We start from the raw sequence: 21,419 nt of genomic DNA on the forward strand, positions 1-21,419 counted from the left end.
TTGCATCATCATTATGGCAGACGCAAACCCCAACATCGCTGAAATGACGTTTGAAGACGCTCTGCGCGCCTTGGAGGATGTTGTTCGGCGGCTCGAAAGCGGCGAGGTGCCGCTCGATGATTCGATCAATCTGTACGAGCAAGGCGAAAAGCTTCGCCAGCATTGTCAGGCCCGATTGGATGCCGCCCAAGCCAAGATAGAAAAGATCGTGCAAGCCCCGGACGGACGCGCAGTAGGCACTGCGCCATTCGATACGGATGCCTGATATGAGCGTGGTTGCGAGTACTGATAGCCGCTTGGCTAGTGGACTTGCCGCAATCCAGTCAGAGGTGGATGCGGCATTTGATGCGTTGCTTCCTGTACCGGACGACACAAGAGGCAGACTTGTTGAAGCCATGCGTTACGCCGCAATTGGCGGGGGAAAGCGGGTTCGGCCATTATTGCTGTCTGCCACAGCTGATCTTTTCGGCGTAGATCGGACCGCTGCTGTTCAGGCCGGATGCGCAATCGAGGCGATACATGTCTATTCGCTGATCCATGATGATTTGCCGTGCATGGACGATGATGATTTGCGCCATGGCAAGCCAACTTTGCACAAGCATTTTGACGAGGCGACTGCTGTGTTGGCAGGCGACTCGCTTCATGCGCTGGCGTTTGAGATTCTGTCTGACGAAGCGATTTACGGCGATCCATTTGTTCGCGCGGAACTGGTTGCGACGCTTGCCAATGCGAGCGGAATGAACGGTATGGCTGGCGGCCAGATGATGGATATGGAGGCAGACCATGCAGCGTATGATCTGCACGCTATCACCCGGCTTCAACAGCTCAAGACCGGCGCGTTATTGGCTGCATCTGTAGAGATGGGCGCAATTTTGGGTAAGGTTCCGATAGAGGGCCGGGCCAATCTGCGTGCCTATGCCCGGGATATCGGCCTGGCATTTCAAATTGCTGATGACTTGCTGGATCATGAAGGTGACGAGACCAAGGCGGGTAAAGCTTTGCGAAAAGATGATGAGCAAGGCAAACAGACTTTTGTGACTTTGATGGGACCAGACGGGGCCAGAGACCAAGCAAAAGCGTTGGTCGAACAAGCGACCGCCCGCTTGTCTTCATTTGGGGATGATGCCGCGCTGTTATGTGATCTTGCGCGCTATATTGTGGAGAGGGATAGATGAACGAGCGTATTGGTGTGTATCCGGGCACATTCGATCCCATCACTCTAGGCCACGCGGATATCATCCGCCGCGGATCCAAACTGGTTGATCGGTTGATCATCGGGGTCACGACCAACCCGTCCAAGAACCCGATGTTTTCAACCGAAGAACGCCTGGCGATGGTTAAACGCGAGGTCGCCAACTTAGGGTTGGATAACGTTGAGATTGTCGGCTTTAATGCCTTGCTGATGAAGTTCGCCAAGGCACAAGGGGCCAGCGTTATTGTGCGTGGTTTGCGAGCGGTTGCTGATTTTGAATATGAATACCAAATGGCCGGTATGAACCAGCAGATCGATGCGAACATTGAGACCGTATTTTTGATGGCCGATGTCTCATTGCAGCCGATAGCTTCGAAGCTGGTCAAAGAAATCGCGCTGTTTGGCGGTGATGTTACGCCGTTTGTGAGCGCGGATGTGCGCGATGATGTGGTGGCCCGCGTCGAGAAAGTCGGCCGGATGGGTGATTACTAACCCACGCCGTCTGGATCATTCATTGAAGTGACAGCAGCGGGCGGCTAAGCCATTCGTCACAATTTCCATATACGTTTGTTTGACAGGATCTTTATGTTTGGACGCCTTATCGCCGCTGGTGCGATGTTTACGATGGCTCTCTCGCCAATGGGAGCGGCTGCACAGGATGCTGCCGAGGCTGCGCCAGAAACCAGCGAACCACGCCGGTATATGCCGATCAACTATAATGTCGCCGAAGATCGTGAGAATATTCTGGTGCTCGATTTGTCCAATGGCAAACGGGTGCAAATCCGCTTGATGCCCAGCTGGGCACCCAATCACGTGGAGCGGATCAAAACCTTGTCACGGCAGGGGTTTTATGACGGGGTTATTTTTCACCGGGTAATCGAAGGGTTTATGGCGCAGACTGGTGACCCCACCGGCACCGGGCGCGGCAGCTCGGAGCTTCCCGATCTTAAACAAGAGTTTAATCCATTTCCGCATCTGCGCGGGACGGTGGCAATGGCACGGGGTGCAAATTCGGAAGACAGCGCAAACAGCCAGTTCTTTATCGTCTTTTACCCGCGTTTCAGTCTGGATGAAGAATACACAAATTTTGGCCGGGTGATTTCCGGCATGGATGCGGTTGATGCGATCAATCGGGGTGAGCCGCCTGCGAACCCGACACGGATTCTTCAGGCTTCCATTGGTTCTGATAACAAACCAGTTCCAGTAGCGGCTCCGCCTGCCGTCTCGGCTGAGCCCGTGATCAGTGCAGACGCTCTCAACGCGCCGATTGGCCAGTAATTCAATCCAGCATTTAGCAGGAGCATCGACAGATGCGTGTTGATCTGTTCGATTTTGACCTGCCGCAGGAATTGATTGCGCTTCGGCCCGCAGCGCCGCGGGATAGCGCGCGGATGCTGCTGGCAAAGGCGGGGGAACCGCTAGCCGACAAGACAGTGCTCGATCTGCCGCAATTGCTGAATCCGGGCGATGTGCTCGTTTTTAACGATACACGCGTTATCCCGGCACAGTTGGAAGGAACGCGCGGCAATGCGCGTATCGGCGCCACATTGCACAAACGGGTCGATTTGCGCCGTTGGCAGGCATTTATCCGCAACGCCAAACGGCTTAAGCCGAACGACACGATCACATTCGCAAACGGCGTGACCGCGTTGGCAGAAACACGTCATGAAGATGGCAGCTTCACCCTGTACTTCGATGGTGATGAACCCGTTGAGGTATTATTGGAACGGGCAGGCAGGATACCGCTGCCGCCCTATATTGCGGGCAAACGATCTGCGGATGATCAAGACAAGGCGGATTACCAAACCATCTTTGCCAAAGAAGACGGAGCCGTCGCTGCGCCCACAGCGGCTTTGCACTTTACTGACCGTCTATTAGAAGCACTCGATCAGCGCGGCATTCTCCGTGAAACCCTGACACTGCATGTCGGGGCCGGTACGTTTCTGCCAGTTAAGGCCGATGACACCGAAGATCATCAAATGCATTCGGAATGGGGCAGGATTGATGCTGCGACCGCTGATCGCTTGAATGCCATTCGGCAGGCAGGGGGACGGATCATTGCCGTGGGCACGACCAGCCTCAGATTGTTGGAAAGCGCGAGCTCTGCGGATGGGCAAGTCAGACCCTTTGACGGGGATACCGACATTTTCATCACGCCAGGGTACCAGTTTAACGCGGTGGACGGGTTGATGACCAATTTTCACTTGCCGAAATCCACATTGATGATGTTGGTCAGTGCCTTGATCGGCATTGACCGGATGAAGGAAGTCTACGACCACGCTGTTTTGCAGGAATACCGTTTCTACAGCTATGGCGATTCCTCACTTCTTTTACCCTGAGTAAGAATTGCTTGGCAGTGGCACCTTTCTGAGCGCATAGCCTGCCAATGGAACCAATCTTAGAAATCGACGGGCTGACCAAAATTTACGCTGGCGGCCTCAAGGCTTTGGACGATGTACAACTGACTATCAAAAGAGGGGAAATTTTCGCCCTCTTGGGCCCTAATGGCGCGGGCAAGACTACGCTGATCGGGGCGGTTTGCGGTTTGGTGAGAACCAATGGCGGGACGATTAAGGCGTTTGGTCAGGACTTGACCAAAAACTGGCGTAGCGCGCGGGCAAAGATCGGTCTTGTTCCCCAAGAACTGGCAACTGATATGTTTGAGGAAGTCGGGCGCTTCGTCGCATACTCCCGCGGTCTGTTTGGCTTGCCGTCTGATCCAGCCCGGATTGAAGAAATACTGCGTTCGCTGAGTCTGTGGGACAAGCGGAAAGAGCAAATCCGGGCATTGTCTGGCGGGATGAAGCGCAGGGTTCTGATTGCCAAGGCGCTGGCCCATGAGCCGGATTTGCTATTTCTTGATGAGCCGACTGCGGGCGTCGATGTCGAATTGCGGCGCGATATGTGGAAATTGATCGGCGCAATGAGAGAGCGCGGGGTCACGATTATTCTGACTACGCATTATATCGAAGAAGCAGAAGAGATGGCCGATCGGGTAGGGGTCATTCGGCAAGGCAAGATCCTGATGGTTGATGACAAAGCGGCGATGATGGCGCGTCTCGGCCGGACAGAAGCGGTGATTTCGCTGGTAAGGCCTATTGCAGAATTACCCAGCAGTTTCGCCGATTATCCGATTACCTTGTCTGATGATGGAACCGAGTTGTGCTATCGAGGGGGTGACGGAAGCGGGAAGGGTAAAGCTGACGTTGCGGCGATCACCAAAGCGCTGACATTGGCCGGGATCGATTATGACGGGATTGATGTCCACGAATCCAGCCTTGAGGATATTTTTGTTGATCTGGTCGAACACAGCGAAGGGGAAACCGCATGATCGGGTTCAATGTCCGAAGCACGTGGGCGATCTATACACGTGAGCTAATGCGGGCATTGCGCACCGCCTTTCAGTCGATTCTTGCACCTGTGCTTACGACATCGCTTTATTTTATCGTGTTTGGGGCAGCCATCGGTGAACGTATGCCGGATCTCGGCGGAGTAGGCTATGGAGCGTTCATCGTACCGGGTTTGCTGTTGCTTACCTTGCTTAGCGAAAGCACATCCAACGCCAGTTTCGGGATCTATATGCCGCGCTTCACAGGTACAATTTACGAGCTCCTTTCCGCCCCCGTTGGCGTGGCGGAAACACTGGTTGGTTTTGTCGGAGCCGCCGCAACGAAATCGCTGATACTCGCGTCGATAATTTTGCTGACGGCCACATTATTTGTCGATTATTCCATTGCTCATCCAGTTCTGGCCATCGGATATATCATGCTGGTTGCAGCCAGTTTCTCCCTGTTCGGTTTCATTCTGGGGGTATGGGCGGACAGTTTCGAGAAATTAGGAATCATCCCGCAGCTGTTCTTGCTGCCGCTGACCTTTTTGGGCGGCACGTTCTACTCGATAGATATGCTACCAAAACCGTGGGACACAATCGCTCTGTTCAACCCAATCGTATATTTGGTGAGCGGTTTGCGTTGGACCTTCTATGGCACTTCAGACGTCAATATCTGGGTGTCATTTGGAATGACCATCGGCTTCCTAATACTGTGCGTGGGTATTATCGCCTATATCTTCAAAACAGGTTGGCGGCTGCGGGATTAGGCAAGCATATCCCAGACGATTTTGGCCGTCAGACCAAGAGACGCGACAATCATAAGTGGCCGGATAATTTTGGCCCCGTGACGCATGGCGAAATGTGACCCTATATACCCGCCCAGCATCGCCCCTGCGGCCATTGTAAAACCCAAGATCCAAACCACTTTTCCGCCAACGGCGAAGATCAAAACCGCTGCCCAGTTGGTTGTCGCATTAAGTAATTTGGCGTTGCCTGTCGCACGGGTTAGGCCATGACCACGCAGGCCAACAAGGCTGGTGGTGAAAAATTGGCCTGTCCCCGGCCCAAAGAACCCGTCGTAAAATGCAATAGAACCTGCGACTGGCGCGTAGCCTTTGCGAGAAAGCCGCTCCTGCGCGTCCTCATCCGTCATTCGCGGCGACAGGATGACATAGGCGGCCATGCCAATGAGAAATACCGGAACGATATAGCGCAGAACACCGGCATCGACTTGCTGAACCAAAACCGCGCCCAAGACAGAACCGCAAAAGACCAGCGCGACTAGCGGCAGATTACCGCGCACATCAACCAAACCGCCTTTCCAATAATTCCAGCACGACATGCTGGTCCCGAACAAAGACTGTAGCTTGTTTGTCCCTATTGCGAGATGGGGCGGCAAACCTGCCGCCAGCAGCGCAGGCATCATGACCAATCCGCCACCGCCTGCGATGGAGTCAATAAAACCGGCCAAAACCGCGACGCCAAACATGGCCACGAGCAGCCATATTTCGGGTGTCAAACTCTCTAACATGACATTCGCTGTGGTTGTGACATTTGCCCGTCATGGCGGGTCTCGTTAAAGGCCGCAACCACATGACTGATCCTACACCTCCGAGATTCTCTTTCACCGTCGCTGCGACAGATGGAAAAGCCCGTACAGGGACAATCCAGATGCGGCGGGGTGACATTCGCACACCTGCGTTCATGCCCGTCGGCACCGCAGCAACGGTAAAGGCGATGAAGCCTGAAACGGTCCGGACAACGGGCGCTGATATCATTTTGGGCAATACGTATCATCTGATGCTGCGGCCTGGTGCGGAACGCGTCGCTCGCCTTGGCGGCCTCCACAAGTTTATGAATTGGGATCGCCCAATCCTGACGGATAGCGGCGGCTATCAAGTGATGAGCTTGTCTGATCTGCGCAAGTTAACAGAAGAAGGTGTAGAGTTCCGCAGCCACTTAGATGGTTCCAAACATATGCTGACACCAGAGCGGTCAATGGAAATTCAGCGCCTGCTGGGTTCCGACATCGTGATGGCGTTCGATGAATGCCCCCGCGCTGATCAACCGCGCGATGCAATCGCCAGTTCAATGGAAATGTCCATGCGCTGGGCCAAGCGCAGCCGTGATGGGTTTGATAGCGGGCAAGAGCACGCAGCACGCTCTGCATTGTTTGGTATTCAGCAAGGCGCACTGGATGAAGAGCTACGCAAACGCAGCGCAGACGCGCTGATTGATATCGGATTCGATGGTTATGCGATTGGCGGGCTAGCTGTTGGCGAGGGGCAGGAGGCCATGTTCAATACTCTGGAGTTTGCACCGCAACAGTTGCCGGATGATCGTCCACGTTATCTGATGGGAGTCGGCAAGCCAGATGATCTTGTCGGAGCGGTGGAGCGCGGCGTCGATATGTTCGATTGTGTTCTTCCAAGCCGATCAGGTCGGAACGGGCAGGCATTTACTTGGAACGGCCCCATCAATTTGCGCAACGCTCGCTTTGCAGAAGATACTGATCCTCTGGATGATCGGTGTAACTGCGACACATGCGCCAAATACACCCGTGCCTATCTGCATCACCTGATAAAGTCGCAAGAAATACTGGGTGCAATGCTGCTGACCGAACACAACATCGCGTTTTATCAGCAACTGATGCAAGCCATGCGTGACGCAATTGGCGAGGGGCGCTTTGCTGCCTTTGCTTCGGAATTCCGGCGGAATTATCTGAAGAAATAGATGCGCGGGTATAGGGAAACAAAAAAGGGCGGCCCGTGAAGGCCGCCCTTTTTTATGTAGCGTTGGTATAAACCTTAGCGTGAATAGAATTCGACGACGAGGTTCGGTTCCATCGTGACCGGATAAGGCACTTCGTCCAGCTTCGGTACGCGGGTATATGTGACTTTGTCATTGCCGTCTGGCGAAACATAGTCAGGAATTTCGCGCTCAGGCAGGCTTTGTGCTTCGATAACCAAAGCCATTTCCTTGGCCTTGTCACCCAAGCTGATTTCGTCACCCACATTAATGCGGCGGCTTGCAATGTTGCACTTCACGCCGTTCACTTTGATGTGACCGTGGGAGACAATCTGACGCGCTGCGAAGATCGTTGGTGCGAATTTGGCGCGGTAAACGATCATATCGAGGCGGCGTTCGAGCAAACCGATCAAGTTCTGGCTTGTATCACCCTTGATGCTGGATGCTTCTTTATATGTGCTGCGGAACTGCTTTTCCGTCACGTCGCCGTAATAGCCCTTAAGCTTTTGTTTGGCGCGCAGCTGCAGCCCGTAATCGCTTACTTTGCTCTTGCGACGCTGACCATGTTGGCCAGGACCGTAAGACCGCTTGTTTACTGGGCTGTTTGGACGGCCCCAGATGTTTTCACCCATCCGGCGATCAAGTTTATGCTTCGATGCTTTACGCTTCGACATAGTCGTACTCCATTCTGCTATCGCCGCTCCTCCAACTGCTGGAGTGCTAGCGCTTTCACCCGGTATCGCTCCGTCAGAGTGGCCAATTTCTGGCCAGTGTCTCACGCGGTTGCCGCTTCACCGGGATGCGGAACCAAATTGCGAAGCGCGCGAATAGCAGGAATAGTGCCCGCGTCAACTAAATCCGCACTCGACAAATCGGCCAGCGGAGGCCAGAGCGCGCGGTGATGACTAACTCACCCAAATCTCCTGAAGACTGTGTTTCCATGACCGACGTCCGCGTCGGAGTTGATGCGTTGGACCAACAATTGGTTGCGCTGCTTGAAACACGTTTCGGTTATATGCGTGCAGCGGCGCGGATCAAAGAAACCCGCAACGCCGTTCGGGATGAAGACCGTAAAGCTGCTGTAATCCGTGCCGCATCAGAAACCGCCGCGGCTGCGGGACTACCTAAGGAAGCAATCGCCGATATTTGGGACCGGTTGGTAGAGGCATCCATTGCTTACGAGATGGCCGAATGGGATCGCATTCGCGAGATGAAATGAGGCCAGTTCGCCATTCGATTGAAGGACGATCAATTGCCGTTATTGAATTCTTGCCACTGCTCGCGTGTCAGACATAAGCGTTTTGAGCTACGGCTGCCGGTGTCTTGAACCCTTCTACATACCTTTTTAGGTTTGGATTTTTCGACCTTTTGGGTTGTTTGCAGGTCCTTAGTTGTCTGCTCGCTCGGCTTCTCGCTGTCCTCAGGTTCACCAGCCAAAGCAGAAGTGGGTACAGTCAAAGTCGAAAGCAAAAGCGTGGCAGCAAAAGCGCGCATGATATCATCTCTATGCAGCTAATAAGGGGTCACTAGACGTTATGTCGCGTTGGGCAACTTGTCGAGCCTCAAGAATCATCAATTGCGATCTTGCCGACCAAGCGATGATAGCACCCCGCGCAATGTACGGATCTCCAGATGATTCCAGCGCGGTTTGGTCAGCACATTTCGTAATGTTCTTTTGGTGGCATCAGCCCGAGAATCCGGCAGGAAATAGCCTTTAGGTTCAAGCAACTGACCAAAGTGATGAATCAAACCGTCCAGATCGGCCTGCGGTGCCGGTGGCAATTGTTCCTCCAGCGTGGGTTGGGCCAGAGCTTGGGTTTTCGACCATTCATATGCGCACAAAATAATCGCCTGCGCGAGGTTGAGTGATCCGAAGTCGGGATTGATTGGAACGGTGAGGATGGCCCGTGCCATTGCGACGTCCTGAATGTCGAGGCCCGAAGCTTCTCGCCCAAACAAGAATGCGCTGCGGCCGGGATGTACTATAATCTCTGCGGCCGCTTCCTCCGGCGACACCACAGGTTTTGCGTCGCCGCGCTTCCTCACAGTGGTGGCATAAATATTGGTGCAGTCAGCCACGGCTTCGGCTGTTGTTTTGAAAACCTTTGCTTGATCAAGCACGATATCTGCACCTGCGGCTGATGGCCCAGCGCTTGGGTTGGGCCACCCGTCACGTGGAGCGACAAGCCGCATCTCAGTAAGACCAAAATTCAGCATCGCGCGGGCAGCTTTGCCGATGTTTTCACCAAGCTGTGGCCGGACCAGTACGAATACCGGTGGCTTGGCCAGATCAGTCATCGTGTTTTCCGGCCTCTGCGACCTCGGCCACTGAACTGGCAAATTCTTCAAAGTCGCGTGCTTCACTGAAGTCACGATAGACGCTGGCAAAACGGATATACGCAACACTATCGAGCTGACGCAGCCCATCCATCACCATCTCGCCCAGTTTTGAGGAAGGCACTTCGCTGTCGCCGGTTGTTTCCACCTGTCGCTGGATACCCGAAATTAGTCTGTCGATCCGCTCTTGCGAGATGTCCCGTTTCCGGCAGGCTAGAGCGATCGACTGTTCCAGCTTCCGACGTTCAAACGTCTCTCTGCGATCACCGGATTTCACAATCGTCACTTCGCGTAACTGGATACGCTCAAACGTCGTAAATCTAGCACCGCAGCTCGAACACTGCCGTCGCCGCCGGATAGAGGTATTATCCTCTGTCGGGCGGCTATCTTTTACTTGCGTGTCATCGAAGGCGCAGAAAGGGCACCGCATGGTGAATTAACGTCCCGGGTAGACTGGGAAAGCGGCGCATAATTCAGCGACTTTCCCGCGTACGGCTTCTTCAACCTGTGCATCACCTTCGGGGCCGTTCTTGGAAAGACCTGAAACCACTTGGGCAATCAAAGCGCCCACTTGGCGGAATTCTGCCGGGCCAAAGCCGCGTGTCGTACCTGCTGGTGTGCCCAAACGAATTCCGCTCGTCACAAACGGACTGCGGGTGTCATATGGAATACCGTTTTTGTTGCAGGTCAGCCATGCCCGGTCGAGGCCTTTTTCTGCCGCTTTACCGGTTACATCCATAGCTGTGAGGTCAACCAACATAGAGTGGTTGTCTGTCCCGCCAGACACAATGCGTAAGCCATTTTCTTCCAAACTGGCAGCCAAAGCGCGGGCGTTTTCTACGATCGCAGCAGCATATGTTTTGAAATCCGGGCGAAGTGCTTCGCGGAAGGCTGTCGCCTTGGCAGCAACAACATGCATCAAGGGGCCGCCTTGCATACCCGGGAACACCGCCATGTTGATTGGTTTGGTGAGTTCCTCGTCATTCCAGAGGATAATTCCAGAGCGTGGTCCGCGCAGGCTCTTATGCGTTGTGCTGGTCACAATATGAGCGTGCGGGAAGGGGGAAGGGTGCGCTCCGCCGGCTACCAATCCGGAGATATGGCTCATATCGCACAGCAAATACGCGCCAACTTCATCGGCGATCTCGCGGAAACGTTTGAAGTCCCAAGTGCGTGAATAGGCAGTGCCGCCGCAGATGATCAATTTCGGCTTATACTCGCGCGCTGTTGCAGCGACTGCGTCCATATCAATCAGTTCGTCTGCTTGGCGAACGCCGTAAGCGACAGGGTTGAACCATTTGCCAGACATGTTGACGGGTGAACCATGCGTCAGGTGGCCGCCGGAATTCAGATCGAGGCCCATAAAGGTGTCCCCCGGCTGTAGCAAAGCCAAGAACACGGCCTGGTTCATTTGGCTGCCGCTATTGGGCTGAACGTTCGCGAAGTTGCACCCGAAGAGTTCCTTCGCACGGTCAATAGCCAGCGTCTCAACGACATCAGCGTAGTCGCAGCCGCCATAATAGCGTTTGCCTGGATAACCCTCGGCATATTTGTTGGTGAACACAGATCCAGTGGCTTCGAGCACTGCCTTGCTGGCAATATTCTCACTGGCGATCAGTTCGATCTTGTCCTGCTGGCGGGACAATTCACTGCCGATAGCCGCTGCAATCTCTGGATCTGCTTCAGCTAGGCTGTCGTGCCAGAAACGGTGCATGATATCGGTTGTTTGGTTTGGTGCTGTGCTCATGACGGGTTCTCGGTAGCTTGGATGATGAATTATTTCGGGTCTGACAATTTATCGACCCGGCGTTGATGGCGGCCAGTGCCACCAGGCTGCGAGTCGGCAAATTCGGTTTGTATAAAAGCTGTAACGCACGCTTTGGCCATTTCGATCCCAGTCAAGCGAGCACCGATGGCAATGCAGTTCGCATCATTATGCTCCCGCGCCAATGCCGCGGATAGTGGTTCTGATACCAATGCGCACCGACAGGCCGCATTACGATTGACCGATATTGATATTCCAATGCCTGACCCGCAAAGCGCGATACCACGCTCTGCCGTGCCATCAGCGACAACGGCGGCTAGTTTGTAACCGTAATCAGGATAATCGACACTTTCGCCCGGTCCCGGGCCAAGATCAGCGACCTCGTGCCCTTCTTCGATCAGCCAATCGCGCAGCTGGGTTTTAAGGTCTGTGGCTGCGTGGTCAGAGGCAATCGCGATGCGCATAAGCGGCGTCCTGCATTGAAGGAATCAGTTGCGCACCCTTTAGAAGTATCGCGGCATCCAGACTACCTCCAACACCAGATCATCCCCATCGCGTTACCGAATTGACACAACCACAGGCTCGGCGCATCACACTCGCGAGAGAGAGGGACGGGATGGAACGATGGAAAACCGCTTGTATTGCCTTGATTTTGGGCGTTGGTTTGGCGGTTTTGGGGACCACCCCGCAGCCAGCCGCCCCAATTGATAGCGACCCAGCCGGTTTTTCTGCGGCGCGGGCAATGGACCATGTTCGTATTATTGCTGCAGAGCCGCATCCGACCGGCTCGCAAGCCAATGCAGACGTCCGTGCATATATCATCGCGGAAATGCGGGAGATGGGGCTTGAGGTCTCCACCACCACAGGCGATGTGCCGGATCGCAGCCTTGACCGTTTCGGGCATTGGAGCGGCACCCGGCCTGATGCCCTGACTCTCACGAACATTATCGGCGTGTTGCCAGGGAATAACCGTGCGGCACCCGCCGTCGCCTTGATGGCGCATCATGACACCGTCTGGGCGTCGCCCGGTGCGCCCGACGATACAGCCGGTGTCGCAAGCATATTGGAAACCGTCCGCGGCGTGAAAGCATCTGGTATTCTAGAACGCGACGTAATCGTTGTTCTTACAGATGGCGAGGAGTTGGGTCTGCTTGGTGCGCGCCAGTTTTTCGATAGCAATCCATTGAGTGACCGTATTGGAGCGATCATTAATCTGGAGGCTAGGGGTGGTGGTGGCCGAACCACTTTGTTCCAAACGTCATCCCAGAACGGCGAGGCGGTGGACGTCTACCGGCAGGCTGTCAGTCGCCCGGGTGGATCTTCACTGGCGACATTCGTTTATGAGGCGCTGCCGAATGACACCGATCTAACCCCAGCACTGGAAAGGGATTACACCGCGTATAATTTGAGTTTTATTGGCCGTTCGGGGCTGTATCACTCACCGAAAGCGACACCCGAAAACCTTGACCAAGGATCGCTTCAAGACATGGGCGAGCAAACGCTCTCATTGACACGCGCTTTGGGCAATGCCGATGAATTACCACAGCCAAGCCCGAATACGACGTTCTTCGATGCTTTCGGGATTATTCTTGTTTCCTATGGCACAGCCATTGGCTGGGTACTGTTCGGTGTTATGGCGGCGCTGCACATATATTGTCTGCGCGGCAATGGCGGCGGCATGGCCGGAACATTGCGCGGGTTGGGAGCAAGCGCCGTTGTCATAGTGGGCGGCGGCGCGGTGCTATATGGTTTGAACATAATTTCCGGCGCAGCCAGCGGAGAAGCGGATTATTACGATCGCCTGGCCGCCATTCCGATGTTGACCGGCCAGGCGCTGCTGATTTGTGTGGCCGCTTTGGCCGCATCCGCGCCGTTATGGGCTGGCCGAAACGGCAGCGCTGCCGGCGTGCTCATCGCGCTGGTTCTACAAATTTATGCCCCGATCACGTCCTACATCGTGGTATGGCCATTCTTACTCAGCGGTATCGCAGGGGCGGTAGCGACACGGTTTAGCGGGCGCTGGGTTGAAGGCGTAAAAGCAGTCTGCGGCGCGTTGCTGCTCGGTTTTGTGCTGCAATATGGTTTTCAGCTGATGCAAGGCGTGGGGCCGGATCTCCCGGCTGTAACGGCCGTGTTGGCGGCACTGATGATACCGATGCTGGGTACATTGATACCGGCCGTGAACCGGCGATCCGCCTTTGCAGTGACTGCGCTCTGCCTCGTTTTGGCCAGCACAATTGCCCTCTGGGTTCGGTTTGATCCGGTGGCCGATACGGTCGCGGCGTATGAATCATTGAAGGGCTGAGCCAAGGCTGCTGAGCACGCTTTACCAATTTAGGGGGTTCAAACCTGCCCCGGCAGCACACAGCTTATAGCTATAACCCTTATTCAGCTTGTACCAATTCGCCTTCTTCTGCCGAATATATATAGCCGGCAAGGCGTTCAGATAGTTCATCAACCGACGGGCTATCAGATTGCGCGATTTTAACCGCAAAATCTGCGATTGCGGCTTTTACTGCCGGGTTTGAGCGGACCTCAGCGTGACTGCGCACATATTTTTTGCCGGTGGGTGTCGAGACAAACGCCAGTATCTCACGCAATTCATCAGTCGTGTAGGTATCAACAAAAAATTCTTCCTGGGCCAAACGGATTGCAGGATAGTGCGCACGGAAAATAGCGCGCGCATTCGACATCCGTTCGTCGATCCAATCGTCAAGTATCTTCGACAGTGGCGGGTTTGCCTCTATCGTCGGGTTAGTCATGGCCGCGCGGCGCTGCACCATTTCCTGCGCAATTGACGAAAATACCAGGTCCTCGAATTCAACAGCCGACACAGATTCGGCTACGATCTGCTGTGCTAATGCAGTTTCGACTTCGAATTCGCTGGCGGTATCATCCGATTGTGCCGCAGCGGGGGCCGTGAGCAATATGGCGGAAGTCAGCCATACTACATAGCCACCAAGTCGCATCACTGATCCAGGAAGCTTCGCATTTTACGTGAACGGCTTGGGTGTTTCAGCTTGCGCAGTGCTTTCGCTTCAATCTGGCGAATACGCTCACGCGTAACGGAGAATTGCTGCCCCACTTCTTCAAGCGTGTGGTCGGTATTCATCCCGATGCCAAAGCGCATCCGCAGAACACGCTCTTCACGCGGGGTTAGTGAGGCCAGGACGCGTGTCACCGTTTCCTTCAAGTTCGCCTGAATGGCGGCGTCCACTGGAATGATCGCGTTCTTGTCTTCGATAAAGTCGCCAAGGTGCGAATCTTCCTCGTCACCAATAGGTGTTTCGAGAGAGATAGGCTCTTTCGCGATTTTCATAACCTTGCGCACTTTTTCAAGCGGCATGGACAGGCGCTCTGCCATTTCTTCCGGCGTCGGCTCGCGGCCTTGCTCGTGCAAGAATTGCCGGCTCGTACGGACCAGCTTGTTGATCGTTTCGATCATGTGGACAGGAATACGGATCGTTCGCGCCTGATCGGCAATAGAACGGGTGATCGCCTGACGGATCCACCATGTAGCGTAGGTGCTGAATTTATAACCGCGGCGATATTCAAACTTGTCCACCGCCTTCATCAGGCCGATGTTACCTTCTTGAATAAGATCAAGGAATTGCAGGCCGCGATTGGTGTATTTCTTGGCAATCGAAATAACCAAACGAAGGTTGGCTTCGACCATTTCCTTCTTCGCGATACGTGCCTCGCGCTCGCCCTTTTGCACCATGTTCACGATGCGGCGGAATTCCGGCAAGCTCATGCCGGTTTGGCTGGCAATATCTGCAATTTCAGTGCGGATACGGTCAACTGCATCGGCTTCTTTCTCGATGAAAGCCGCCCACTTTTTGTCTTTCTTAACCCGCTCTGTCAGCCAGTTATCATCAAGCTCATGCCCGATATACGCATCGAGGAAATCGATACGTTTCACTTTATGACGTTCTGCCAGGCGCAGCATCTGGCCGCCAAGCGCTGTCAAACGGCGGTTGAACGCATACAGATTGTCGACCAAGAATTCGATCTTGGTCGCGTGGAACTGCACGCTTTCGACTTGTGCGGTCAGATCTTCGCGCAAGCTTTCATATTTCTTTTCTTTAGCAGCCGGGAATTCACCGCCTGCACCCATAATATCGACACGCTCAGCCTGAAGTTTCTCGAACTTCTTGAACATGGTGGTGATACGGGCAAAAGTTTCCAGCGCTTCCGGTTTAAGAGTTGCCTCCATCTGGGCGAGGGAAAGGGTGTTGTCTTCCTCTTCTTCGTCTTCACGCTTGGATGAACCTTCTTCGCCATCCTCACCTTCTTCATCCGAAGATTCGTCGTCAGAATCGTCATCTTCACGGATATCGACACCAGCGGTTTCTTCCGAAATCTCGCCGTCATCATCTTCGTTTTCTTCTTCCATCTTATCGACGGGAGGTTCTTTGGAGAGCATCGCGTCAAGATCGAGGATCTCGCGCAGCTGCATTTCTTCATTATTCAGGGCTTCTGACCAGTGAATAATGGCATGGAATGTAATCGGGCTTTCGCACAGGCCAATGATCATCGTGTCACGGCCAGCTTCGATCCGCTTGGCAATCGCGATCTCGCCTTCACGGCTGAGCAATTCCACCGCGCCCATTTCGCGCAAATACATCCGGACCGGGTCGTCCGTCCGTTCACCGGCGGCTAGTTTTTTCGGAGCAGCAGCAGGCTTCTTGGCATCTTTGGCGCCAACGCTGATCTCTTCGACTTCGGCTTCTTGCTCTTGCTCGGCTTCGGCTTCCTCGTCATTTTCAACGATATTGACGCCCATTTCAGAAATTGCAGACATTACGTCTTCAATCTGATCGGTGTTCATCTGATCCTGAGGCAAAGCCGCGTTAAGCTCATCATAGGTGATGTAGCCCTTACGCTTGGCCTTCGCGAGAAGCTTCTTCACTGATGCCTCATTGAGGTCGATCAGTGGTGCGTCTTCTTTCTCATTCTTCACTTTGGAAGCCATAAAACTGTATCAGTCCGTTTCTATCTCGCTCTGGTCCGCCGTGGCGGCAGAACGATTTGAATCATCGTGTGAATCACTTGGGGCCGCTCTCGCAGCCCGTTCACTGCCCATTTGCCTGAGTTGCTGCTCGAATTCCAGCTTTCGTTTGAGCAAGCGTTGTTGCTCGGCGAAAGCGCCCTCCGGATCAGTCTCAAACCGCTCTGTTGCCGCAGCCAATGCGGATTCCAAAGCCGGTCTTTCAACCAACAGCGACACAGCCTCGGCTAGATCACTCAGAGCAGCTTGCGGATCGATACCTTCGCGAAGGAAGGAGAAACGGGTTTCATCCGGCGCTTGAGAAAAGCCTTCTGGCATCAATATGGGAGACATATCGCCAGGATCAAGCGTCTCGGCAGTATCTATCAACGAATCAATGATCGGGCCGAGTTTTGCATCAGTTCTTGCCAGCCGTTCCAGAGTATCGACATTAGACAGAATGGCAGCAGGCCATTTGGCAAGGCCCGCGACAACCGCTGTTCCCAAACGATCCCTGTTTCCGCCGCTGTTCATGTGTTTCAGGCGTTTGGCAGCATCCGGAGACAGCGTTGGATTAGCTGCTTTGAAGTTTCCTGCCTTCCAGTCCCGTTTAACCCAGGGTTTCTTCTCGCGGGGCGGGAATGCGAAAGCAGAGAATTTTTCCAACAACTCGCGCCGGTACAGGGCCTTGATGTCCTGATCTTCGATTGTGTCGATATGCGCGTTGAGGCGGGCTTTCAGTCCAGCCTTGTCTTCCGGCGATTTCAGCGGCTGCGCGTCCCGTTCAAAAGCCCATAGCGTTTCCAGCAAGCTGGGCGCGTCATCCAGCAACGCATCCATCGCCCCGCGGCCTTTTTGTTTGAGCAGATCATCGGGATCAAGTCCGGTCGGAAGGCGCACAATACGAAGCGAGTGGGCAGGGCGCAGCATCGGCAATGCTCGCGATATTGCCCGCATCGCCGCTCTCTGTCCCGCTGCGTCACCGTCAAAACACAGCACCGGCGTATCCACCATGCGCCACAGCAATTCGATCTGGGTTTCGGTGAGGGCCGTACCCATCGGGGCCACGGCATCCTCAATTCCCGCATTGGCGAGGGCAATCACATCCATATAGCCTTCCACCACAACCACCCGGTTTGTCTGGCGGGAGGCAGGGCTGGCGCGGTGAAGATTATAAAGGTTGCGTCCCTTGTCGAACAAAGGCGTATCGGGGGAGTTGAGATATTTCGCCGCTTTGGCGTCTTTATCCAGAATACGCCCGCCAAAAGCGATCACTCGCCCCCGTGCATCCTGAATCGGCAGCATCAGGCGCGCACGGAACCGGTCATATTGCGCGCCATCATCAACCGAAATCCGCATTCCGGATTCGACCAGCATGGCATCTTCGAAATTCGACAATGCGCGTTTTAGTGCGTTGCGATCATCTGGTGCGAACCCGAATCCGAACTCGCGCATTACTTCGGGTTTGAATCCGCGATTTTTAAGATAGGCCAAGGCATCAGCACCATCGGCTGATCGCAAATTTTCCATGAACCAGACTTGCGCTGCCTCCATGACGTCATTCAGCCCGGCACGCTGTTCGGCGCGTTGTGCGGCGACAGGATCGGGCGCGGGTACTTCCATCCCGGCCTCTGCAGCCAGTTCCTTCACCGCATCCATAAAGCCAAGACCGCGCTGGTCGGTCATCCACCGGATCACGTCACCATGCGCGCCGCAGCCGAAGCAGTGATAGAAGCCCTTTTGGTCGCTTACCGTAAAGCTGGGGGATTTTTCGTCATGGAAGGGACAGCACGCTTTCCACTCATGCCCGGCTTTCTGGAGCTTGGTCGTGCGCATGATGACACTGGAAAGCGTCACGCGAGCACGCAGCTCATCAAGCCATTGAGGGGAAAGCGCCATATCGCTCTATTGCCCAACCTCTCCGTTCGTGTCGAGCGCAGTCGAGACACGGTCTGTTGGCGGCTTGGCAAGCCATGAAAGTCGGTCCCAATCTTGGGCGGCCAGCGCTTCTTTCTTTGCGCGAGACCACTTCTTTACCACCAGTTCGCTCTCCAGCGCTTCATAGCGCGTCGCAAATTCCTGCGTCCAGAAAAGTTCAACCGGAAGGCGCTTAGAGGTAAAGCCGCCATATTGGCCAGATTGGTGCTGAGCCAACCTCCGCTCAAGATTGTCCGTGTGGCCGGTGTAATACTTTCCGTCCGAGCATTTGAGGATATAACACCAGAAGGCCATTTAGCGAGATGAACCTATATCTCGACTACGGCCCTTGGCCTCCGCTCGATACGAACGGAGGTGATGTGGAAGCCAATGCGCGGTTGGTATCGAGCGGAGGCCACGCACTTCAACTCAACGCGGCTTTCACCAGACCGCTGGCCTTGCTCATATCGAGTTCTGCACCGTGACGGGATTTGAGCTCTGCCATCACTTTGCCCATATCTTTCATGCCGTCAGCACCGATATCTGCCTTAACCGCTTCAATCGCCGCAGCCGTGGCCGCTTCGTCTAGCTGACTTGGCAGATATTCTTCGATTACCGCCAGCTCACCCTTTTCCTTGGCAGCCAGTTCGGTGCGGCCGCCATCTTCAAACATGGTGATCGATTCGCGGCGCTGCTTGGCCATCTTTTGCAGAACATCGATCACCAACGCTTCGTCATCCACATCTTTGGACGAGGTGCGCAGTTCAATGTCGCGGTCCTTGATTTTCGCGCCAATCAGACGGAGCGTGGCCGTGCGTTCTTTGTCGCCTGCCTTCATAGAGCTGATTGTGGCGGCTTTAATGTCATCGCGAAGCATGATTCGGTCCTGTCAGAGTAATAATTCAGAAAGATGGCCCGAGGGCCGGCTCCTCGTCGAGCCCTTAATTGAGCCCTAAGTTGGGGATGCATTCGTAATAACGCAATATTTGCGCCTTGGACAGCTTGACGAAGGGCAGGGCACGCTTTAGCCGCCGCCTCTTAGCAACATCGCCGTAATTCATGATCTCGGAGCGCCAATATGGCCCACGCCGCCACCACTCCTGCGCAACCTAAAGAAGCGACCGGAGTCCTCGTTCTGGCGGATGGCACGGTCATTTGGGGAATGGGCTTTGGCGCGGCGGGTGATGCGGTGGGTGAAGTATGCTTCAACACCAGCATGACCGGCTATCAAGAAGTGATGACGGACCCGAGCTATGCAGCGCAGATCGTCACCTTTACTTTCCCGCATATCGGAAATGTCGGCGCCAATGGCGAAGATATCGAAGGCAATGTTGAAAGCGCCGTGGGCTGCGTGGTTCGTGAAGATGTCACCAAGCCAGCCAATTTCCGGAGCGAGCAGAACTTCACTGACTGGATGGCGGCGAATAACAAAATCGGCATTTCCGGGATCGACACCCGCGCCCTAACGCGCCGTATCCGTATGTCAGGCGCGCCCAACGCAGTGATCGCCCATTCGCCAGAGGGGCAGTTTGATATCCCCGCCTTGCTCAAACGCGCGCAGGAATGGGCCGGGCTAGAGGGCATGGACCTCGCCCAGCGTGTGACGAGGGAAGGGCAGGAAAGCTGGGAGGGCGGCTATTGGACGCTCGGCGCGGGATATGGTCGGGCACCTTGGAAGAAACCTCCGTTCGCCTCGAGCGAAGTCGAGAGGCAGGGTAGCGAAGCGTCTGAAGATGTCTCGACTTCGCTCGACACGAACGGGGGTGAAGAGCTCCCCCACGTCGTCGCGATAGATTACGGCGCGAAGGACAATATCTTCCGCAATCTGGTGAAGGCCGGTGCGCGGGTGACAGTGGTTCCCGCAAAGACATCGCTGGAAGATATAGAGGCGCTGAAGCCTGACGGTGTTTTCCTGTCCAACGGACCGGGCGATCCGGCGGCGACAGGGGCCTACGCCGTGCCAGTGATTAAGGCGTTGCTTGATAAAGATGTGCCTTTGTTCGGCATCTGCCTCGGCCACCAGATGCTCGCGATTGCGGCGGGCGCAAAGACCACCAAAATGCACCAAGGCCACCGCGGCGCAAACCATCCGGTTCAGCGCGTGGGCGAGGGTTGGGGCGACACCTCGGGCCTTGTCGAGATTACCAGCATGAACCACGGCTTCGCAGTCGATGGCGACACTCTGCCCGAAGGCGTAGAGCAAACCCATGTCAGCCTATTCGACGGCAGCAATTGCGGCATCGCCGTGACGGGCAAAAAAGCGTTTGGTGTGCAATATCACCCAGAGGCGAGTCCCGGCCCGCAGGACAGTTTTTATCTGTTCGAGAAGTTTGTGGGGATGTTGGGGGAAAGCGCTCAATGACGATGATCGCTCTACTCTCCGCACCGCTGTTTTCTATTGCAAGCCTATCGGCTGCGCACACCGTTGCGGAGGTGCAAGAGGTGCCTGCGTCGCTCAGCGAAAGAGCGCAAAAATGTGTGGCCGATCACCGCGAACTGATCGACACAAACGAATTTAGCGCTGAGAACAAAATCAAACTTGCTTACGTGTTTACGGTTTTGGGCAACGACGCATCGAAGGTTGAGAACGGTATTGATGGCATCCGCCCGACAACCATTCAGCATGGCGCACCCTTCGCTTTTGCCGACGTGCGCCGCAATATTGGCAGCACAAAACCGGGTAGCGGCACTCTAATGCTCGCTGAGGGGCAACTCGCTTACATCTACGTGCCCGAGGAATTGGAAAGCAAAGAAACCGCATTGGATGGCCTCAAATCAATGTGCACACTGTTCGACGATGGCATCCAGTTAGTGCTGGTTGATGCGAGTGTGCGGATCCTGTGATCGTGTTCAGCGTGCAATATCACCCAGAGGTCAGCCCCGGCTCGCAGGATAGCTTTTATCTGTTCGAGAAGATTGTGGGAGGCTTGGGGTGAGTAAACTCGCTCCCAATCATTGGCGTTACAGATATGCCGCAAGGATGACGGACTTTTGGCCATTCCTAGCCATCCTTATGTTTGGCGGGATAATTGGTGCAATAGTACTTGAACAACCATGGGTCGGGGTTGCTACGATTGTGCTCGCTTGGCCGTTTGTTCTCCCTGCCGCCAATCTTGGCTGCCATGACTGTGCCTACAAT

24 protein-coding genes and 1 pseudogene are annotated in these 21,419 nt (G+C 54.7%); 13 read left to right on the top strand and 12 right to left on the bottom strand.

Annotated features, from left to right (window positions below):
- The first annotated feature begins 13 nt into the window (after nt 1-13).
- From HKD42_RS04495 to HKD42_RS04525, 7 genes are all read left to right on the top strand, one after another.
- Nucleotides 14-265: an exodeoxyribonuclease VII small subunit gene (locus HKD42_RS04495; RefSeq protein ID WP_170010685.1), complete on the top strand. Its 252-nt coding sequence runs from the start codon at nt 14-16 to the stop codon at nt 263-265.
- The gene (locus HKD42_RS04500; protein WP_425500362.1) at nt 258-1,175 is read left to right on the top strand and encodes a polyprenyl synthetase family protein; all 918 of its coding nucleotides are present in this window, start codon (nt 258-260) and stop codon (nt 1,173-1,175) included. The genes HKD42_RS04495 and HKD42_RS04500 overlap by 8 nt, the downstream gene beginning before the upstream one ends.
- Entirely contained in the window at nt 1,172-1,684 is a 513-nt protein-coding gene (gene coaD, locus HKD42_RS04505) for a pantetheine-phosphate adenylyltransferase (protein WP_170010689.1), read from the top strand. The genes HKD42_RS04500 and coaD overlap by 4 nt, the downstream gene beginning before the upstream one ends.
- 93 nt (nt 1,685-1,777) lie before the next feature.
- A complete protein-coding gene (locus tag HKD42_RS04510; RefSeq protein ID WP_170010691.1) occupies nt 1,778-2,470 on the top strand; it encodes a peptidylprolyl isomerase in 693 nt (230 codons plus the stop codon).
- A gap of 32 nt (nt 2,471-2,502) precedes the next feature.
- Nucleotides 2,503-3,531, top strand: coding sequence for a tRNA preQ1(34) S-adenosylmethionine ribosyltransferase-isomerase QueA (gene queA / locus HKD42_RS04515; RefSeq protein WP_170010693.1), 1,029 nt, complete (start codon nt 2,503-2,505; stop codon nt 3,529-3,531).
- A gap of 47 nt (nt 3,532-3,578) precedes the next feature.
- Nucleotides 3,579-4,523 carry an ABC transporter ATP-binding protein gene (locus HKD42_RS04520; RefSeq protein WP_170010695.1) on the top strand — a complete coding sequence of 315 codons (945 nt, stop codon included), beginning with the start codon at nt 3,579-3,581 and terminating at the stop codon, nt 4,521-4,523.
- A complete protein-coding gene (locus HKD42_RS04525) occupies nt 4,520-5,290 on the top strand; it encodes an ABC transporter permease (RefSeq protein ID WP_170010697.1) in 771 nt (256 codons plus the stop codon). Before HKD42_RS04520 ends, HKD42_RS04525 begins: the two co-directional genes overlap by 4 nt.
- Here the strand turns inward: HKD42_RS04525 and HKD42_RS04530 are convergent.
- The gene (locus HKD42_RS04530; RefSeq protein ID WP_170010699.1) at nt 5,287-6,054 is read right to left on the bottom strand and encodes a TSUP family transporter; all 768 of its coding nucleotides are present in this window, start codon (nt 6,052-6,054) and stop codon (nt 5,287-5,289) included. The genes HKD42_RS04525 and HKD42_RS04530 overlap by 4 nt on opposite strands.
- A 62-nt stretch (nt 6,055-6,116) precedes the next feature.
- Here HKD42_RS04530 and tgt point away from each other — a divergent pair, with 62 nt between their 5' ends.
- Nucleotides 6,117-7,256 (top strand): tRNA guanosine(34) transglycosylase Tgt, encoded by a 1,140-nt coding sequence (gene tgt / locus HKD42_RS04535; protein ID WP_170010701.1) that lies wholly within the window; start codon nt 6,117-6,119, stop codon nt 7,254-7,256.
- A 74-nt stretch (nt 7,257-7,330) separates the two neighbouring features.
- On the opposite strand, the gene rpsD is transcribed toward tgt, so the two are convergent.
- Complete coding sequence (gene rpsD / locus HKD42_RS04540) at nt 7,331-7,945, bottom strand: 30S ribosomal protein S4 (RefSeq protein WP_170010703.1); 615 nt, start codon at nt 7,943-7,945, stop codon at nt 7,331-7,333.
- A gap of 227 nt (nt 7,946-8,172) precedes the next feature.
- Here rpsD and HKD42_RS04545 point away from each other — a divergent pair, with 227 nt between their 5' ends.
- Entirely contained in the window at nt 8,173-8,490 is a 318-nt protein-coding gene (locus HKD42_RS04545) for a chorismate mutase (protein WP_170010705.1), read from the top strand.
- 29 nt (nt 8,491-8,519) lie between these two features.
- Here the strand turns inward: HKD42_RS04545 and HKD42_RS04550 are convergent, their stop codons facing one another.
- The 5 genes from HKD42_RS04550 to HKD42_RS04570 form a co-directional block, all read right to left on the bottom strand.
- Nucleotides 8,520-8,765 (bottom strand): hypothetical protein, encoded by a 246-nt coding sequence (locus HKD42_RS04550; protein WP_170010707.1) that lies wholly within the window; start codon nt 8,763-8,765, stop codon nt 8,520-8,522.
- Between the two features lie 78 nt (nt 8,766-8,843).
- Nucleotides 8,844-9,569: an RNA methyltransferase gene (locus HKD42_RS04555; protein ID WP_170010709.1), complete on the bottom strand. Its 726-nt coding sequence runs from the start codon at nt 9,567-9,569 to the stop codon at nt 8,844-8,846.
- Nucleotides 9,562-10,038 (bottom strand): transcriptional regulator NrdR, encoded by a 477-nt coding sequence (nrdR, locus tag HKD42_RS04560; RefSeq protein WP_170010711.1) that lies wholly within the window; start codon nt 10,036-10,038, stop codon nt 9,562-9,564. The genes HKD42_RS04555 and nrdR overlap by 8 nt, the downstream gene beginning before the upstream one ends.
- A 6-nt stretch (nt 10,039-10,044) precedes the next feature.
- Nucleotides 10,045-11,355 (bottom strand): serine hydroxymethyltransferase, encoded by a 1,311-nt coding sequence (glyA, locus tag HKD42_RS04565; RefSeq protein ID WP_281356480.1) that lies wholly within the window; start codon nt 11,353-11,355, stop codon nt 10,045-10,047.
- A gap of 29 nt (nt 11,356-11,384) precedes the next feature.
- Nucleotides 11,385-11,837, bottom strand: coding sequence for an RpiB/LacA/LacB family sugar-phosphate isomerase (locus HKD42_RS04570; protein WP_170010713.1), 453 nt, complete (start codon nt 11,835-11,837; stop codon nt 11,385-11,387).
- Between the two features lie 152 nt (nt 11,838-11,989).
- Between HKD42_RS04570 and HKD42_RS04575 the strand changes: the two genes are divergently transcribed.
- Entirely contained in the window at nt 11,990-13,678 is a 1,689-nt protein-coding gene (locus tag HKD42_RS04575; RefSeq protein WP_170010715.1) for a M28 family peptidase, read from the top strand.
- A gap of 79 nt (nt 13,679-13,757) precedes the next feature.
- Here HKD42_RS04575 and HKD42_RS04580 read toward each other — a convergent pair whose 3' ends face one another.
- From HKD42_RS04580 to HKD42_RS04600, 5 genes are all read right to left on the bottom strand, one after another.
- Nucleotides 13,758-14,342 (bottom strand): DUF2059 domain-containing protein, encoded by a 585-nt coding sequence (locus HKD42_RS04580; protein WP_170010717.1) that lies wholly within the window; start codon nt 14,340-14,342, stop codon nt 13,758-13,760.
- Nucleotides 14,342-16,336, bottom strand: a complete 1,995-nt coding sequence (rpoD, locus tag HKD42_RS04585) for an RNA polymerase sigma factor RpoD (RefSeq protein WP_425500363.1) — start codon at nt 16,334-16,336, stop codon at nt 14,342-14,344. The genes HKD42_RS04580 and rpoD overlap by 1 nt, the downstream gene beginning before the upstream one ends.
- Nucleotides 16,337-16,357: 21 nt before the next feature.
- Nucleotides 16,358-18,262, bottom strand: coding sequence for a DNA primase (gene dnaG / locus HKD42_RS04590; protein WP_170010721.1), 1,905 nt, complete (start codon nt 18,260-18,262; stop codon nt 16,358-16,360).
- Between the two features lie 6 nt (nt 18,263-18,268).
- A complete protein-coding gene (locus HKD42_RS04595) occupies nt 18,269-18,595 on the bottom strand; it encodes a GIY-YIG nuclease family protein (RefSeq protein WP_170010723.1) in 327 nt (108 codons plus the stop codon).
- Nucleotides 18,596-18,704: 109 nt separating this feature from the next.
- Nucleotides 18,705-19,157, bottom strand: a complete 453-nt coding sequence (locus HKD42_RS04600) for a GatB/YqeY domain-containing protein (RefSeq protein ID WP_170010725.1) — start codon at nt 19,155-19,157, stop codon at nt 18,705-18,707.
- Between the two features lie 201 nt (nt 19,158-19,358).
- Between HKD42_RS04600 and carA the strand changes: the two genes are divergently transcribed.
- The 3 genes and pseudogenes from carA to HKD42_RS04615 all read left to right on the top strand — a co-directional run.
- Entirely contained in the window at nt 19,359-20,642 is a 1,284-nt protein-coding gene (gene carA, locus HKD42_RS04605; RefSeq protein ID WP_170010727.1) for a glutamine-hydrolyzing carbamoyl-phosphate synthase small subunit, read from the top strand.
- Entirely contained in the window at nt 20,639-21,124 is a 486-nt protein-coding gene (locus HKD42_RS04610) for a hypothetical protein (protein WP_170010729.1), read from the top strand. The genes carA and HKD42_RS04610 overlap by 4 nt, the downstream gene beginning before the upstream one ends.
- 5 nt (nt 21,125-21,129) lie before the next feature.
- Nucleotides 21,130-21,216 (top strand): annotated as a pseudogene (locus HKD42_RS04615) (glutamine amidotransferase-related protein); the annotation flags it as partial.
- Nucleotides 21,217-21,419: the final 203 nt, after the last annotated feature.

It is taken from the genome of Pontixanthobacter rizhaonensis (genome assembly GCF_012972675.1).
In the GTDB taxonomy this organism is placed as follows: Bacteria; Pseudomonadota; Alphaproteobacteria; order Sphingomonadales; family Sphingomonadaceae; genus Pontixanthobacter; species Pontixanthobacter rizhaonensis.

Bases quoted from the DNA above. Each gene is read 5' to 3' on its own strand.
- HKD42_RS04495 (WP_170010685.1), top strand. From the start codon at position 14: ATGGCAGACGCAAACCCCAACATCGCTGAAATGACGTTTGAAGACGCT.
- HKD42_RS04500 (WP_425500362.1), top strand. From the start codon at position 258: ATGCCTGATATGAGCGTGGTTGCGAGTACTGATAGCCGCTTGGCTAGT.
- coaD (WP_170010689.1), top strand. From the start codon at position 1,172: ATGAACGAGCGTATTGGTGTGTATCCGGGCACATTCGATCCCATCACT.
- HKD42_RS04510 (WP_170010691.1), top strand. From the start codon at position 1,778: ATGTTTGGACGCCTTATCGCCGCTGGTGCGATGTTTACGATGGCTCTC.
- queA (WP_170010693.1), top strand. From the start codon at position 2,503: ATGCGTGTTGATCTGTTCGATTTTGACCTGCCGCAGGAATTGATTGCG.
- HKD42_RS04520 (WP_170010695.1), top strand. From the start codon at position 3,579: ATGGAACCAATCTTAGAAATCGACGGGCTGACCAAAATTTACGCTGGC.
- HKD42_RS04525 (WP_170010697.1), top strand. From the start codon at position 4,520: ATGATCGGGTTCAATGTCCGAAGCACGTGGGCGATCTATACACGTGAG.
- HKD42_RS04530 (WP_170010699.1), bottom strand. From the start codon at position 6,054: ATGTTAGAGAGTTTGACACCCGAAATATGGCTGCTCGTGGCCATGTTT.
- tgt (WP_170010701.1), top strand. From the start codon at position 6,117: ATGACTGATCCTACACCTCCGAGATTCTCTTTCACCGTCGCTGCGACA.
- rpsD (WP_170010703.1), bottom strand. From the start codon at position 7,945: ATGTCGAAGCGTAAAGCATCGAAGCATAAACTTGATCGCCGGATGGGT.
- HKD42_RS04545 (WP_170010705.1), top strand. From the start codon at position 8,173: ATGACTAACTCACCCAAATCTCCTGAAGACTGTGTTTCCATGACCGAC.
- HKD42_RS04550 (WP_170010707.1), bottom strand. From the start codon at position 8,765: ATGCGCGCTTTTGCTGCCACGCTTTTGCTTTCGACTTTGACTGTACCC.
- HKD42_RS04555 (WP_170010709.1), bottom strand. From the start codon at position 9,569: ATGACTGATCTGGCCAAGCCACCGGTATTCGTACTGGTCCGGCCACAG.
- nrdR (WP_170010711.1), bottom strand. From the start codon at position 10,038: ATGCGGTGCCCTTTCTGCGCCTTCGATGACACGCAAGTAAAAGATAGC.
- glyA (WP_281356480.1), bottom strand. From the start codon at position 11,355: ATGAGCACAGCACCAAACCAAACAACCGATATCATGCACCGTTTCTGG.
- HKD42_RS04570 (WP_170010713.1), bottom strand. From the start codon at position 11,837: ATGCGCATCGCGATTGCCTCTGACCACGCAGCCACAGACCTTAAAACC.
- HKD42_RS04575 (WP_170010715.1), top strand. From the start codon at position 11,990: ATGGAACGATGGAAAACCGCTTGTATTGCCTTGATTTTGGGCGTTGGT.
- HKD42_RS04580 (WP_170010717.1), bottom strand. From the start codon at position 14,342: ATGCGACTTGGTGGCTATGTAGTATGGCTGACTTCCGCCATATTGCTC.
- dnaG (WP_170010721.1), bottom strand. From the start codon at position 18,262: ATGGCGCTTTCCCCTCAATGGCTTGATGAGCTGCGTGCTCGCGTGACG.
- HKD42_RS04595 (WP_170010723.1), bottom strand. From the start codon at position 18,595: ATGGCCTTCTGGTGTTATATCCTCAAATGCTCGGACGGAAAGTATTAC.
- HKD42_RS04600 (WP_170010725.1), bottom strand. From the start codon at position 19,157: ATGCTTCGCGATGACATTAAAGCCGCCACAATCAGCTCTATGAAGGCA.
- carA (WP_170010727.1), top strand. From the start codon at position 19,359: ATGGCCCACGCCGCCACCACTCCTGCGCAACCTAAAGAAGCGACCGGA.
- HKD42_RS04610 (WP_170010729.1), top strand. From the start codon at position 20,639: ATGACGATGATCGCTCTACTCTCCGCACCGCTGTTTTCTATTGCAAGC.